Genomic DNA, 12893 nt, shown 5'->3' with positions numbered 1-12893 from the left:
CAACCCCGAACAGAGTCGAGGCCGGGGATGTCAACATATCTGGCGTTGACTTTTGGCACGCTGTTGAGTTCTCAAGGAACGGACGCTTCCTTCGACCGGCCTTCCGACCGCATCTCCGGGCGCTTCGTTCTTTCGTGTTCCCAGCTTATCAGAGGTTTTGCCACCGTTTCACCGGTGTTTCCTCGAACTCGCTTTCGTTCGCCCCTCTCGGCGCGACTCCGGAACTGTACGGGCAGCGGCGGCCGCAAAGCAAATCCGCCCCCGGGCCGGGTGGCACGGGGGCGGAAGGGGACGCGGGGCGTCCGGAAGGTCAGTGGACCTCGGTGATCTCGGGGCCGCGCGAGAAGGGGTCGATCGAGCCGCCCGCGTAGGGCGAGTCGGGCTCGGTGGGGGCGGCGGCGGCGCCGTCCGCGACCATCTGGGCGTCCTCGGGGAGCTTGAGGACGATCGGGTCGCGGGGGGCCATGGGGGCCTCGCCGCGGACCACGACGGTCTGGCGGAAGACCTCTTCGAGCAGGCCGGCCATCTCGGGCTGGACGGCCGCCTGGCCGGAGATCACGCCGCGGAGGAACCAGCGGGGGCCGTCGCAGCCGACGAAGCGGACCAGCTGGACGCCCTGGGTGCCGTCCGGGAGTTGGACGGGGACCTGGGCGCGGAGGTGCCAGCCGAGCGGGCCCTCCTCCTCCTCGACGACGCCGCCCTGGCCGGTGATGCCGTTGGCGATCTCCTCGCGGACCTCGCCCCAGATGCCCTCCGACTTGGGGGCGGCGAACGCCTGGAGCTGGACGGCGCTGTTGCCCAGCACGAGGGTGGCGGCGACGATCGCGTCACCGGCGACCTCGACCCGCAGTTCCATGCCCTCGACGCCGGGGATCAGCAGGCCCCCGAGGTCGACGCGGCCCTCTTCGGGCTTCTCCAGCTCGGAGACGTCCCACGGCCCGTCCGGGCGCGGGGCCGGCGGGAGACCGACCCGGTCGGCCGGGTCCGGTTCGGTGTCGTTCTCGCTCTCGACGGAACCCTCGACGTCATCGGCCGTCTCGTCGGCGCTGATGGCGTCCTCGGCGAGCTGCTCGACAGCGTCCTCGCTCTTGCGACGACGGAACACGGTCACTGTCCTTCCCGGTCCAAGACCGAATCCAAGACCGAACGCGAATATCTGCTACCTGCTACCCATCGGACCGGCCGAAGAGCGCTGCGATCGCCGATCGCACCGCTTCCACCCGCTCGTCGTGCTCGCTCGGCGGAACCGAGACCGCGGCGCATGCTAGACCGCGGCGTGGCCGCCGGTCGAGCCGAACCCGCCTTCGGCCCGGACCGAACCCGGGAGTTCACCCACCTCGTGGAAGCGGGCCTTCTCGACCTGCTGGATGACCAGCTGGGCGATCCGGTCGCCCCGCTTGAAGCTGACGGGCTCCCGTGGGTCCAGGTTGACGACGATCACCTTGATCTCACCACGGTACCCGGCATCGACCGTCCCCGGGGCGTTCACCAGTGCAACTCCGCAGCGGGCCGCGAGCCCGGACCGCGGGTGCACGAACGCGGCGTGACCGTCCGGTAGCGCGATGGAGATGCCGGTGGGGAGCAGCGCCCGTTCGCCGGGGGCGAGTTCGGCGTCGACGGTGGTGCGCAGGTCGGCTCCGGCGTCGCCCGGGTGCTCGTAGGCGGGGAGCGGGATCTCCGGGTCGAGCCGGCGGATCAGGATGTCGACGGGCGGGCGGACGGGGTCGGTCACGGGTTCACCTCGAAGGCTCGGGCGCGCTTGATCTGGTCCGGGTCGTCCAGGATCTTCTGCACGTCCTCTGGACGACCGTGCGTGGTGAAGTGTTCCAGCTTCACCTGGACGAAGAGGGCCTGTGCCCGGATGGCGACCGGTCCGTCGGGGGCGCCGATGCGGCCCTCGGCGGCGCTGTAGACCTTGCGGCCGTGCACGCCGGTCACCCGGGCGTGGATGTGCAGCACCGAGTCGACCGGGACGGGGCGGACGAAGTCGGTCTCCAGGCGGCCGGTGACGGCGGGGGCGCCGAGCAGCCAGTTGAGCGTGCCGAGGGTCTCGTCCATGGCGCTGACCAGGACGCCGCCGTGGGCCAGGCCGGGGCCGCCCTGGTGGGCCGGCTTGACGGTGAACTGCGCGGTGACGTCGAGGTGTTCGCCGGCGACGGCGGTGAGTTGGAGGCCCTGGGGGTGGTGCGGGCCGCAGCCGAAGCACTCGTCGTAGTGGGAGCCGATGAGGGTGCCGGGTGCGGGGGCCAGCGGGGAGCGGTCGGGGAGGACGGCGTCCGCGGGCGGGGTGGTGGGGGTGGTGGGTCCGTTCACGGCGCCGACCCTACCTGTCGGTAGTTTTCCGGGACAGGTGCGGCGGCGGGGCCCCGGGGGGCGGGCGCGGTGTGCGGAGCGCCCACAATGGGGGGCATGTACGAGGAACGTCTCACCGTCCCGCGGTCCTGGTGGCTGCTGTCCGTGGCGCTCGGGCTGTCGCTCGCGCTGATCCTGCTCCGTTTCAGCGGGGTGGGCGCGCTGGTCGGGCTGGTGGTGGGGGTGGTCGCGGGGGCGGCGGCGCTGAGCGGCTACGGGTCGGCGCGGATCCGGGTGGTGCAGGGGTCGCTGGTGGCCGGGCAGGCCCGGATCCCGGTGGGTGCGCTGGGCGCGGCCGAGGTGCTGAACCCGAAGGAGGCGGTGGCCTGGCGGTCGGTGAAGGCCGATCCGCGGGCGTTCATGCTGCTGCGCAGCTACGTGCCGACGGCGCTGAAGGTCGAGGTGACCGATCCGGCGGACCCGACCCCGTACCTGTACCTGTCGACCCGGTCGCCGCAGAAGCTGGCGGACGCGCTGGCCGCCGCGGCGGACGGGCGGGGCACGGCGGTGGACGGGCGAGGCACGGCGGTGGACGGGCAGGGCGCCGCGCGGGAGCGCTGAGGGCCGTCCGCCGACGGGCGGTGGCGGGAGATGCGAAAGGGACGGTCCCACCCGGTGGGTGGGACCGTCCCTTTCGGTCTGTCTGCGAGCCCCGCGGGGCGGGAGCGCGGTGGGGCGTCCTGCCGGGTGCGACCGCTCGGGGCGGTCGCTGCTACTGCCTCCGGCCCTGCTGCTCAGGGCCGGACGGGGCGGCATACCGGGCCGGCGAAGGGGTATCGCCCGCCCGGGCCAGTGCCGCGCCGTTTTCAGGCTCCGCAGTCCCGGCAGATCGGCTGGCCGTTCTTCTCGCTGTAGAGCTGGCTCCGGTGGTGCACCAGGAAGCAGCTCATGCAGGTGAACTCGTCGGCCTGTCGGGGCAGCACTCGGACCGAGAGCTCCTCGTTCGAGAGGTCGGCGCCCGGAAGCTCCAGCCCCTCGTTGGCGTCGTACTCGTCGACGTCGACCGAGCTGGACGCCTTCTCGTTCCGGCGGGCCTTGAGTTCCTCGATGCTGTCCTCGTTGAGGTCGTCATCGGTCTTGCGTGGGGTGTCGTAGTCCGTTGCCATAGTTTTCGCTCTCCCCCTCTGGGTGTGTGCGGTATCTCCAGCGCACGTAACGCCTGGGGGGCCGGTCTTGTGCCCGACCCGAGGCCGAGATTGTGCCTTACTTCAAGCCCTGTTACTCAATCGACATCCGGACAGGGGCCCGTCGGGGTGACCGAACGGGGTCCGAACACCGTCCACCGTACGGGTGAATCGGTTCGGACCGGAACTCATCGATCATCACGGTCGGTGATCGTCCGGGGCCGTCGGGGGCGGCAACTGGGCGATCGGGAAAGGTTTTTGGCACCCGGCCGGGCGGGCTCCGGCCGGGCGGGACGGTGACCGAGCGCCACCGGCCCACCCGAACGAGTGATCACACCATCGGGGGAAGCGGGTACGCCTTCCGGACAGGTGTGAGGTTCGTCACATCGGGCGCGACAGCGGGCGTTTGCCGCCAAAGCGGGCCTTTCGCCCGGAGCCCGCGCGGCCGAATTGTCCGCATACCGAACGGTAGCTCCCGGGCACCCGGTCAGGCCCGGGCGGCGGCCGCGGCGGCGCGGCGGGCGAGCAGCGCGGCCTGGCGCTCGTCGAAGCGGGTGGCCTGGGCGTCCAGGCCCGCCAGGAAGGCCCCCAGCTCGCCCTGGGCGTGCTGGCCGACCGGGCCGAGGCCGGTGACCTCCATGACCTTCAGGTGGCGCAGCACGGGCTGCAGCACGTCGTCGTGGTGGATCCGCAGGTTGTAGACGTTGCCGATGGCGATCTGGGCGGCGGAGCGCTCGAAGCCGGGCATGCCGTGGCCGGGCATCCGGAAGTTGATCACCACGTCGGCGACGGCCCGCATGGTCTGGTCGGGGGCGATCTCCAGGGCGGCCTTGAGCAGGTTCCGGTAGAAGACCATGTGCAGGTTCTCGTCGTTGGCGATCTTGGCCAGCAGCTGGTCGCAGAGCGGGTCGCCGGAGTGGTGGCCGGTGTTGCGGTGGGCGATCCGGGTGGCCAGCTCCTGGAAGGCGACGTAGGCGACGGACTGCAGCATGCTGTGCGCGTTGTCCGACTCGAAGCCCTCGGACATGTGCGCCATCCGGGCCCGCTCCAGCTCGACCGGGTCGACGGCGCGGGTGGCCAGCAGGTAGTCGCGGATCGCTATCCCGTGCCGGCCCTCCTCGGCGGTCCAGCGGTGCACCCAGGTGCCCCAGGCGCCCTCGCGGCCGAACATGCTGGCGATCTCGTGGTGGTAGCTCGGCAGGTTGTCCTCGGTGAGCAGGTTGACCACCAGGGAGACCCGGGCCAACGGGGTGACCTGGGACTGGTCGAGCGACCACGCCTCGCCGCCGAGCACGCCGTCGAAGTCCCGCCCCCGGCTCCACGGCACGTACTCGTGCGGCATCCACTCCTTGGCCACCTTGAGGTGGCGGTTGAGCTCGGTCTCCACGACCTCCTCGAGCGCGAGGATCAGCCTGGCGTCGGTCCAAGCGTTCGTGGCGGTGCGCTGCACGGGGGCGATGGTCACGGCGTTGCTCCTGCGGAGGGGACGGGCTGACCTACGGCTGCGTAGGTTACGACACCGTAAGTTGTTGCGGAGGCAAATGACAAGCCGCCCCTGTCCAGCGCTTATGTCGTTCCGACACGGCTGGGCGGGGGCGGCTGGGGGCGGGTGCGGCGGGGAGGGGGACGGCCGGAGCGCCCGGAGGGGGCACCGGCGGGCCCGGGGCGGGCCGGCGGCTACGGGATGCGGACCTGGACCCGCAGGCCGCCTCCGGGGCGGGCAGTGACCTCGATGGCCCCTCCGTGGGCGCGCACCACGGAGCGGACGATGGACAGGCCGAGTCCGACGCCCTTGTCGCTGCGGGTGCGGTCGGTGCCCCGGAGGCGGCGGAACGGCTCGAAGATGTGCTCCAGCTCGTAGCCGGGCACCACCGGGCCGGTGTTGCTGACCACCAGCTCGCCGCCCCCGCCGCGGACGGCCGAGGTGGTGATCTCCACCCAGCCGCCGGGCGTGTTGTACCGGGTGCCGTTCTGCAGCAGGTTGAGCGCGATCCGCTCCAGCAGCACGCCGTTGCCGTGCGCGGGGGCGGGCGCCAGCTCGGCGCGCAGCTCCACCTCGCGGTTGGCCGCCTCGGCCCGGGTCTGCTCCATCGCCCGCTGGGCGACCTCGGCCAGGTCGACCGGACGCCGCTCGGTGAGCTCGTTCTCGCTGCGGGCCAGCAGCAGCAGGCCCTCGACCAGCTGCTCGCTGCGCTCGTTGGTGGCCAGCAGGGTCTTGCCGAGCTGCTGGAGGTCGGGCGAGGCCTCCGGGTCGGCCAGCTGGACCTCCAGCAGGGTGCGGTTGATCGCCAGCGGGGTGCGCAGCTCGTGCGAAGCGTTGGCGACGAAGCGGCGCTGCGAGTCGAAGGCCCGGTCGAGGCGCTCCAGCATCTCGTCGAAGGTGTCGGCGAGCTCCTTGAGCTCGTCGTCCGGGCCGTCCAGGTCGATCCGGCGGTGCAGGTCGCTGCCGGCCACCTCGCGGGCGGTGCGGGTGATCCGGCCGAGCGGGTGGAGCACCCGGCCGGCCATCGCGTAGCCGACCGCGAAGGCGATCGCGGCCAGGAAGACCAGGGCGGTCAGCGCCCGGCGCAGCAGGGTGGAGAGCGCCTGGCTGCTGTTGACCTCCTGGAGGGCGGCCATCGCCCGGTCCAGGGTGGCCTGGTCCCGGATCTCCTGGCCGTTGAGGGTGACCGCGATGTTGTTGCCGAGGGTCAGGTGCGGCAGCTGGGCCTGGTCGAAGGCCGAGCGGACGAAGTAGTACATCAGCAGCAGCAGGACCACCCCCGCCATCAGGAACATCCCGCCGTACAGCAGGGTGAGCCGGATCCGGATGGTGGGGCGCAGCGACAGCCAGGCGAACAGGCCGTCGCCGGGGTGGTAGGTGTCGTCGGCGCGGTCGCGGTCGGGGCGGCGCGGGGGGTGCGACGGTCGTGGGGGCACCTGGTGCGGACCCGGGGCGGGCGTGCCGGGGGCCCCGCCGGGGAGTGGCGGGGTGGTCATGGCCGGAAGTCCTCTCAGACGGTGGACGGTTCGGGGGTGCGGGTCACACCCGGTAGCCGGAGCCGGGCACGGTGACGATCACCGGCGGGTCCCCGAGCTTGCGGCGCAGGGTCATCACGGTGACCCGGACCACGTTGGTGAAGGGGTCGGTGTGCTCGTCCCAGGCCTTCTCCAGCAGCTGCTCGGCGGAGACCACGGCGCCGCCGGCCCGCATCAGGACCTCCAGCACGGCGAACTCCTTGGGGGCGAGCTGGACCGGCTTGCCGTCCCGGATCACCTCGCGGCGGCCGGGGTCGAGGCTGATCCCGGAGCGCTCCAGCACGGGGGGCAGCGGGACGGTGGCGCGGCGGCCCAGCGCCCTTACCCGGGCGACGAGTTCGCTGAAGGCGAACGGCTTGGGGAGGTAGTCGTCGGCGCCGATCTCCAGGCCCTCGACCCGGTCGCTGATGTCGCCGGAGGCGGTGAGCATGATCACTCGGGTGGCCAGGCCCTGTTCGACCACCCGACGGCACACGTCGTCGCCGTGCACCAGCGGGAGGTCCCGGTCGAGCACCACCACGTCGTAGTCGTTCACGGCGATCCGCTGCAGGGCGGCCTCCCCGTCGTAGACGACGTCGACCGCCATGGCCTCCCGGCGCAGGCCGGTGGCGACGGCCTCGGCGAGCAGCTGCTCGTCCTCGACGACGAGTACCCGCACGGTGGTTGTCCCTTCTGCTGGAGCGGCCCTGGCCGTGCTCGCCCGTGCGGGCCGTGATGCGCCGGGCGCGGATCCGGGCAGACGGATCCGACGGTGCCTCCATCCTGCCTGGTCGCGCGGTAAAGCAGTCGTAAGTCCGGTGCGCCGTCCGCGAAAGCGGAGCGGCGGCCGCCTGTTTGGACTGTGACTCGGGCAACTTTCCCGAGAGTTGGAGGTTTCCATGGCCCGGGGGTGGGGAGGACACGTGCACACCGTGATGCCGTCCTGTGGCGCGTCGCGGCCACCACCACCCGCCGAGTGCCCCATCCGCACCGGCCTGGGACGGAAAACCACCGGGTCGCGGCCCCTGCGCCGCCCGAGCACCCGACCGGAACCCGCGTCCGGTCCAGGGGGCCCGACCGGGGTTTGTCCGGTTCCGTGCCGGGGGGCTGCTCGGACCGTGCCCGTCCGACACAGCAAAGGGGGCCCGTATGGACGCCTTCACCGCCGGAATCCTTCAGCGGATCAAGAACGCCGAGCAGGATCTGCACCGCGCGATCGAGTCCGGGGACGAGTTCCTGGCCGAGGTCGAGCAGTCCGAGCTGGAGGACCTCCAGCGCCTCGCCACCGAACACGGCGTGGACCCGGTCCTCGGCACGCACCGCTCCGCCGCCTGACCGTTCCCCTTCCCGTACCGCCAGGTACGGCCCTGTCCGACCAGCGCCCCGGCCCGGTTCACCGGCCCGGGGCGCTTCGCGTCTGCCCGCCGCGCGGCGGATCAGTCGTGCCAGGCGCCGAGTTCCTCCAGCCGGGCCTGCAGCGGTTCGAAGACGCCGGGCGGGGCGGCGACGGTCAGCTCGCCGTCCGCGGGCAGGCCGGGGCGGGAGCCGGTGAGCGCGCCCGCCTCCGCGGCGATCAGCAGGCCGGCCGCCCGGTCCCAGGGGGCCAGGCCGCGCTCGTAGTAGCCGTCGAACCGGCCGGCCGCCAGGTCGCACAGGTCGACGGCGGCGGCGCCGCCCCGGCGGACGTCGCGCACCTCGCCCATCAGCGCGTGCAGCACCTCGGCCTGGTGCACCCGCCGCTCGCGCAGGTAGCCGAAGCCGGTCGCCACCAGCGCCCCGCCCCACGCCGGGGCCGGGCGGACGGCCAGCCGGCGGCCGTCCAGGTGGGCACCGCCGCCGCGCACCGCCTGGAACAGCTCGTTCCGGGCCGGGACGAAGACCACGCCCACCACCGCCTCGCCGTCCAGCTCGGCGGCCACGCTGACCGCCCAGGAGGGCAGCCCGTACAGGTAGTTGACGGTGCCGTCGAGCGGGTCGACCACCCAGCGCACCCCGCTGGTGCCGGGGCGGTCGGCGCCCTCCTCGCCGAGGTAGCCGTCGTCCGGGCGGCGGGCGGAGATCAGCTCCAGCACCAGCTTCTCGGAGGCCAGGTCCATCTCGGTCACCACGTCCACCGGGCTGCTCTTGGTGGCGGCCACCCCCAGGTCGGCGGGCCGCCCGTCGCGCAGCAGCTCGCCGGCCCGGGTGGCCGCCTCCAGCGCGGTGGCGAGCAACTCCTGCAGCAGGTCGTCGGTCACTGGTCTCGGTCCTCCGGGTCTCGAACTTCGGGCTTCGGTGCCCGGGCGTCGGTGCTCGGGCGTCGCGCTTCGGTGCTCGCGCTCGGGTGCTCGGGCGCTCAGGCTTCGGCGGCGGCGGGCCGGGGGGCGCGCGGGTTGGGGCAGCAGGCGGTGGCGCACACGTCGTGGCTGGGGCCGAGCGCGCCCAGCGCGCACCGGGTGACCGGCTCGCCGCGCCGGACGGCGGCCCGCTCCAGCACCAGGTCCCGGACGGCGGCGGCGAACCGCGGGTCGGCCCCGACGGTGGCGGCCCGGGCGACCGGCAGGCCGAGTTCGGCGGCGCGGGCCACCGCCTCGGTGTCCAGGTCGTACTTGACCTCCATGTGGTCGGAGACGAAGCCGATCGGCACCATCACCACGGCCGCGGCGCCGTCCGCGTGCTCCGCCGCCAGGTGGTCGCAGATGTCGGGCTCCAGCCACGGGGTGTGCGGGGCGCCGGAGCGGCTCTGGTACACCAGCTGCCAGGGCCGGTCGGCGACGCCGGTGCGCCCGGCCACCGCGGCGGCGACCAGCCGGGCCACGTCCAGGTGCTGGGCGACGTACGCGCCGCCGGGGGTGCCGCGGGCCGGGTCGTCGGGGGCGCCGGAGGTCTCGGCCGTCGCGGTCGGGATCGAGTGCGTGGTGAACGCCAGCCGGGCGCCGTCCCGGACCGCTTCCGGGAGTTCGGCGAGCGCGGCCAGGGTGGCGTCGACCATCGGCTCGACGAAGCCGGGGTGGTTGTAGAAGTGCCGCAGCTTGTCCACGGTCAGCTCCGGCCGGCCCTCGGCGGCCAGCCGCGCCAGCGCGTCGGCCAGGTTCTCCCGGTACTGCCGGCAGCCCGAGTACCCGGCGTAGGCGCTGGTGGCCAGCACCAGCACCCGGCGGTGCCCGTCGTCGGCGATCTCCCGCAGGGCGTCGACCAGGTACGGGGCCCAGTTCCGGTTGCCCCAGTACACCGGCAGGTCCAGGCCGTGGTCGGCGAAGTCCTTGCGCAGCGCGGCCAGCAGGTCCCGGTTCTGCTCGTTGATCGGGCTGACCCCGCCGAACAGGAAGTAGTGCTTGCCGACCTCGGCCAGCCGCTCCTTGGGGATGCCCCGCCCGCGGGTGACGTTCTCCAGGAAGGGCACCACGTCCTCGGGGCCCTCCGGCCCGCCGAAGGAGAGCAGCAGCAGCGCGTCGTACGGCGCGGGGTCGGTGGGGCTCGGGATGCGCGTGTCGGACATGGCTCCGATCCTGCCACCCGTGACGGCCCGGCCGGTGCACGGGCGCGGCCCGGCCGTTGTACGGACGTTGACGGGGGCGCGGCCCGGGCGGCGACGGGCGGGGTCCGGGATGTCCGGGAACAACCCGGATGCAGAGGTTCGACCACGCTTCGTAAGCTGTGTGGGCGACGGTCGCGCATTACCGATGGTTGCGTCTTACCCCCATCCGACCTCCGACGGAGCCACCCCCCGTGCTGTCCAGCTACCGCCAGATCTTCGCCGCCCCCGGTTCCCTGGCCTTCTCCTTCACCGGGCTGATCGCCCGCCTGCCGATCTCCATGACCGGGATCGGCATCGTCACGATGCTCGGCCGGATCAAGGACTCCTACTGGCTGGGGAGCCTGCTCTCCGCCGTCCTCGCCGTCTCCGCCGCGGTCCTCGGTCCGCGGATCTCCCGCCTGGTCGACCGGTACGGCCAGCGCCGCGTCGCCCTCCCCGCCGCCGGCGTCACCGTGCTCGCCGCCGCCGGGCTGCTGCTCGGCGCGCACTACGGCTTCCCGGACTGGACGCTGTTCGTCTTCGCCGTCGGCATGGGCACCATGCCCAGCACCGGCTCCATGGTCCGGGCCCGCTGGGCCCACCTCTACCGGGACGCGCCGCCCAAGCTGCACACCGCGTACTCCTTCGAGGCCGTCGCGGACGAGATCTGCTTCATCATCGGCCCGATCCTGGCCGCCACCCTGGCCACCTCGCTCTTCCCCGAGTCCGGCCTGCTGCTCGCCGGGGTCTTCCTGGTGGTCGGCGTCCTGCTGTTCACCGCCCAGCGCCGCACCGAGCCCCCGGCCCACCCCGTCGAGCACCGGGCCGGCGTCTCGGTCGCCCGCGACAAGGGCATCCAGACCCTGATCCTGACGCTGGCCGCGATCGGCGGCGTCTTCGGCTCCGTCGAGGTGGTCACCGTCGCCTTCGCGAAGGCCCAGGGCCACCCCGCCGCCTCCGGCAGCGTCCTCGCCGTGTACGCCCTCGGCTCCTGCCTGGCCGGGGCGGTCTTCGGCGCGCTGAAGTTCACCGCCCCGCTGGACCGCCGCTTCCTGGTAGGCGTCGGCGTGATGGCCGCCGGGATGGCCCCGCTCATCCTCGCCGCCCAGCTCCTGCACGGCACCGCGGCCCTGGTCGGCGTGGGCGGCGCGCTCTTCCTCTCCGGCCTCGCCATCTCCCCCACCCTGATCACCTCCATGGCCCTGGTCGAACGGCTCGTCCCCGCCGCCCGGCTCACCGAGGGCATGACCTGGACCACCACCGGCTTGGCCCTCGGCGTCGCCGTCGGCTCCTCGGCGGCGGGCATCGTGGTCGACGCGGCCGGCAGCGCGAACGGCTACTGGGTCCCGGTCGGCGCCGCCGCGCTGTCCGCGCTGGCGGCTTACACCGGCCTGCCCCGGCTGCGCCGCCGGCTCGCGGTGGCGCAGCCGCCCGCGGTGGAGGCGGTGCGCTCCTAGGCGGACGGGCGGGTCCGGCGGGCGGGCGGTCCGCTCCCGTCGAACCGTAGACCTGCGCGATCCTGGTGACTACGCTCCCCGTACCCACCGGTAGAACCGGAAGGTAGGACACGCGCGAGCGGGAGGCTCTGGAGATGACCGAGGTCTGGCGGAACTGGGCGGGGAACCAGAGCGCGCGGCCCGCGCGGGTGGTGGCGCCGGGGTCGGTCGAGGAGCTCTCGGCGGCGGTGGTCGCGGCCGGGCGGGCCGGGCTGCCGGTGAAGGCGGTCGGGGCCGGGCACTCGTTCACCGCGATCGCCGCCGCCGGGGACGCCGTCCTGGTCCGGCCGGACCGGCTGACCGCCGTCCGCGGGCTCGACCGGGCGGCCGGGACGGTCACCGTCGAGTCCGGCCTGCCGCTGCACCGGCTGAACCGGCTGCTGGCGGCCGCCGGCCTCTCGCTGACGAACATGGGCGACATCGAGGTGCAGACGGTCGCGGGCGCGACCAGCACCGGCACCCACGGCACCGGCCGCGACTCCGGTTCGCTCGCGGCCCAGGTCACCGAGGTCGAGATCGTCCTCGCCGACGGCTCGGTGCGGACCTGCTCGGCGACCGAGGACGCGGAGCTGTTCCAGGGCGCGCGGCTGGGCCTGGGCGCGCTGGGCGTGGTGAGCGCGCTGACCTTCGCGGTGGAGCCGATGTTCCTGCTCTCCGCGCACGAGCAGCCGATGGGCTTCGACGAGGTGCTGGGCTCCTTCGACGACCTGACGGCGGTGAACGAGCACTTCGAGTTCTACTGGTTCCCGCACACCGACCGCTGCTCGACCAAGCGGAACAACCGCAGCCAGGGCCCGGCCGCGCCGCTGCCCGCCTTCAAGGCGTGGCTGGACGACGACTTCGTCTCGAACACGGTCTGGGAGGGCGCCTGCCGGGTGGGCCGCGCTTTCCCCGGGGCGATCCCGGCGATAGCCGGGATCGCCAGCCGGGCCTGGTCCGAGCGCCGGTTCACCGACGAGGCGTACAAGGTGTACACCAGCCCGCGCAAGGTCCGCTTCATCGAGATGGAGTACGCGGTGCCGCGCGAGGCGGCCACCGAGGTGCTGCGCGAGCTGAGGGCGCTGGTGGAGCGCTCCGACTGGCGGATCAGCTTCCCGGTGGAGGTGCGGGTGGCCCCGGCCGACGACCTGTGGCTCTCCACCGCGAACGGGCGGGACAGCGTGTACATCGCCGTCCACCTGTACCGGGGCACCCGCGAACTCTCCTACTTCACCGAGGTGGAGAAGCTGATGACCGCCCACCGGGGGCGCCCGCACTGGGGCAAGCTGCACACCCGGGACGCCGAGTACCTGTCGACCGTCTACCCGCACTTCGGCGACTTCACGGCGCTGCGCGACAGGGTCGACCCGGAGCGCCGGTTCGCCAACGCCTACCTGCGCCGGGTGCTGGGCGCCTGACCCGGCCGCGCCCGCCGTCAGCCGGTCGCCG

Annotated in this window: 13 protein-coding genes; 4 read left to right on the top strand and 9 right to left on the bottom strand. The window is 73.3% G+C overall.

Annotation, left to right across the window (positions count from 1 at the left end; genetic code table 11):
* Positions 1-310: 310 nt before the first annotated feature.
* The 3 genes from ACIP60_RS30755 to ACIP60_RS30745 form a co-directional block, all read right to left on the bottom strand.
* Entirely contained in the window at positions 311-1105 is a 795-nt protein-coding gene (locus tag ACIP60_RS30755; RefSeq protein ID WP_400690501.1) for a DUF3710 domain-containing protein, read from the bottom strand.
* A gap of 159 nt (positions 1106-1264) precedes the next feature.
* Positions 1265-1732 (bottom strand): dUTP diphosphatase, encoded by a 468-nt coding sequence (dut, locus tag ACIP60_RS30750; RefSeq protein WP_400690498.1) that lies wholly within the window; start codon positions 1730-1732, stop codon positions 1265-1267.
* On the bottom strand, positions 1729-2313 hold the full coding sequence (locus ACIP60_RS30745) for a PaaI family thioesterase (protein WP_282202752.1): 585 nt from the start codon (positions 2311-2313) through the stop codon (positions 1729-1731). Before ACIP60_RS30745 ends, dut begins: the two co-directional genes overlap by 4 nt.
* 96 nt (positions 2314-2409) lie before the next feature.
* Here ACIP60_RS30745 and ACIP60_RS30740 point away from each other — a divergent pair, with 96 nt between their 5' ends.
* Positions 2410-2913 carry a DUF3093 domain-containing protein gene (locus ACIP60_RS30740; RefSeq protein ID WP_400690494.1) on the top strand — a complete coding sequence of 168 codons (504 nt, stop codon included), beginning with the start codon at positions 2410-2412 and terminating at the stop codon, positions 2911-2913.
* A 245-nt stretch (positions 2914-3158) separates the two neighbouring features.
* Here the strand turns inward: ACIP60_RS30740 and ACIP60_RS30735 are convergent, their stop codons facing one another.
* From ACIP60_RS30735 to ACIP60_RS30720, 4 genes are all read right to left on the bottom strand, one after another.
* Positions 3159-3458: a DUF4193 domain-containing protein gene (locus ACIP60_RS30735; protein WP_014138508.1), complete on the bottom strand. Its 300-nt coding sequence runs from the start codon at positions 3456-3458 to the stop codon at positions 3159-3161.
* A gap of 505 nt (positions 3459-3963) precedes the next feature.
* Positions 3964-4941 carry an acyl-ACP desaturase gene (locus ACIP60_RS30730; protein WP_400690491.1) on the bottom strand — a complete coding sequence of 326 codons (978 nt, stop codon included), beginning with the start codon at positions 4939-4941 and terminating at the stop codon, positions 3964-3966.
* A gap of 212 nt (positions 4942-5153) precedes the next feature.
* Positions 5154-6455 carry a HAMP domain-containing sensor histidine kinase gene (locus ACIP60_RS30725; RefSeq protein WP_282202749.1) on the bottom strand — a complete coding sequence of 434 codons (1302 nt, stop codon included), beginning with the start codon at positions 6453-6455 and terminating at the stop codon, positions 5154-5156.
* 43 nt (positions 6456-6498) lie between these two features.
* Positions 6499-7152: a response regulator transcription factor gene (locus ACIP60_RS30720; protein WP_100840350.1), complete on the bottom strand. Its 654-nt coding sequence runs from the start codon at positions 7150-7152 to the stop codon at positions 6499-6501.
* 470 nt (positions 7153-7622) lie between these two features.
* Here ACIP60_RS30720 and ACIP60_RS30715 point away from each other — a divergent pair, with 470 nt between their 5' ends.
* On the top strand, positions 7623-7808 hold the full coding sequence (locus ACIP60_RS30715; RefSeq protein ID WP_030458050.1) for a hypothetical protein: 186 nt from the start codon (positions 7623-7625) through the stop codon (positions 7806-7808).
* Between the two features lie 101 nt (positions 7809-7909).
* Here the strand turns inward: ACIP60_RS30715 and ACIP60_RS30710 are convergent, their stop codons facing one another.
* Entirely contained in the window at positions 7910-8710 is an 801-nt protein-coding gene (locus ACIP60_RS30710; RefSeq protein WP_400690486.1) for an inositol monophosphatase family protein, read from the bottom strand.
* A 98-nt stretch (positions 8711-8808) separates the two neighbouring features.
* Complete coding sequence (locus tag ACIP60_RS30705) at positions 8809-9951, bottom strand: ferrochelatase (RefSeq protein ID WP_400690483.1); 1143 nt, start codon at positions 9949-9951, stop codon at positions 8809-8811.
* A gap of 230 nt (positions 9952-10181) precedes the next feature.
* Here ACIP60_RS30705 and ACIP60_RS30700 point away from each other — a divergent pair, with 230 nt between their 5' ends.
* Positions 10182-11426, top strand: a complete 1245-nt coding sequence (locus ACIP60_RS30700; protein WP_400690480.1) for an MFS transporter — start codon at positions 10182-10184, stop codon at positions 11424-11426.
* Positions 11427-11560: 134 nt separating this feature from the next.
* Positions 11561-12862, top strand: a complete 1302-nt coding sequence (locus tag ACIP60_RS30695; protein ID WP_400690477.1) for a D-arabinono-1,4-lactone oxidase — start codon at positions 11561-11563, stop codon at positions 12860-12862.
* The last annotated feature ends 31 nt before the right edge of the window (positions 12863-12893 follow it).

It is taken from the genome of Kitasatospora sp. NPDC088783, from assembly GCF_044750705.1.
GTDB lineage: Bacteria > Actinomycetota > Actinomycetes > Streptomycetales > Streptomycetaceae > Kitasatospora > Kitasatospora fiedleri.
Note: the sequence above shows the minus strand (reverse complement) of the source record. Positions and strands in the feature narration are given on the sequence as shown.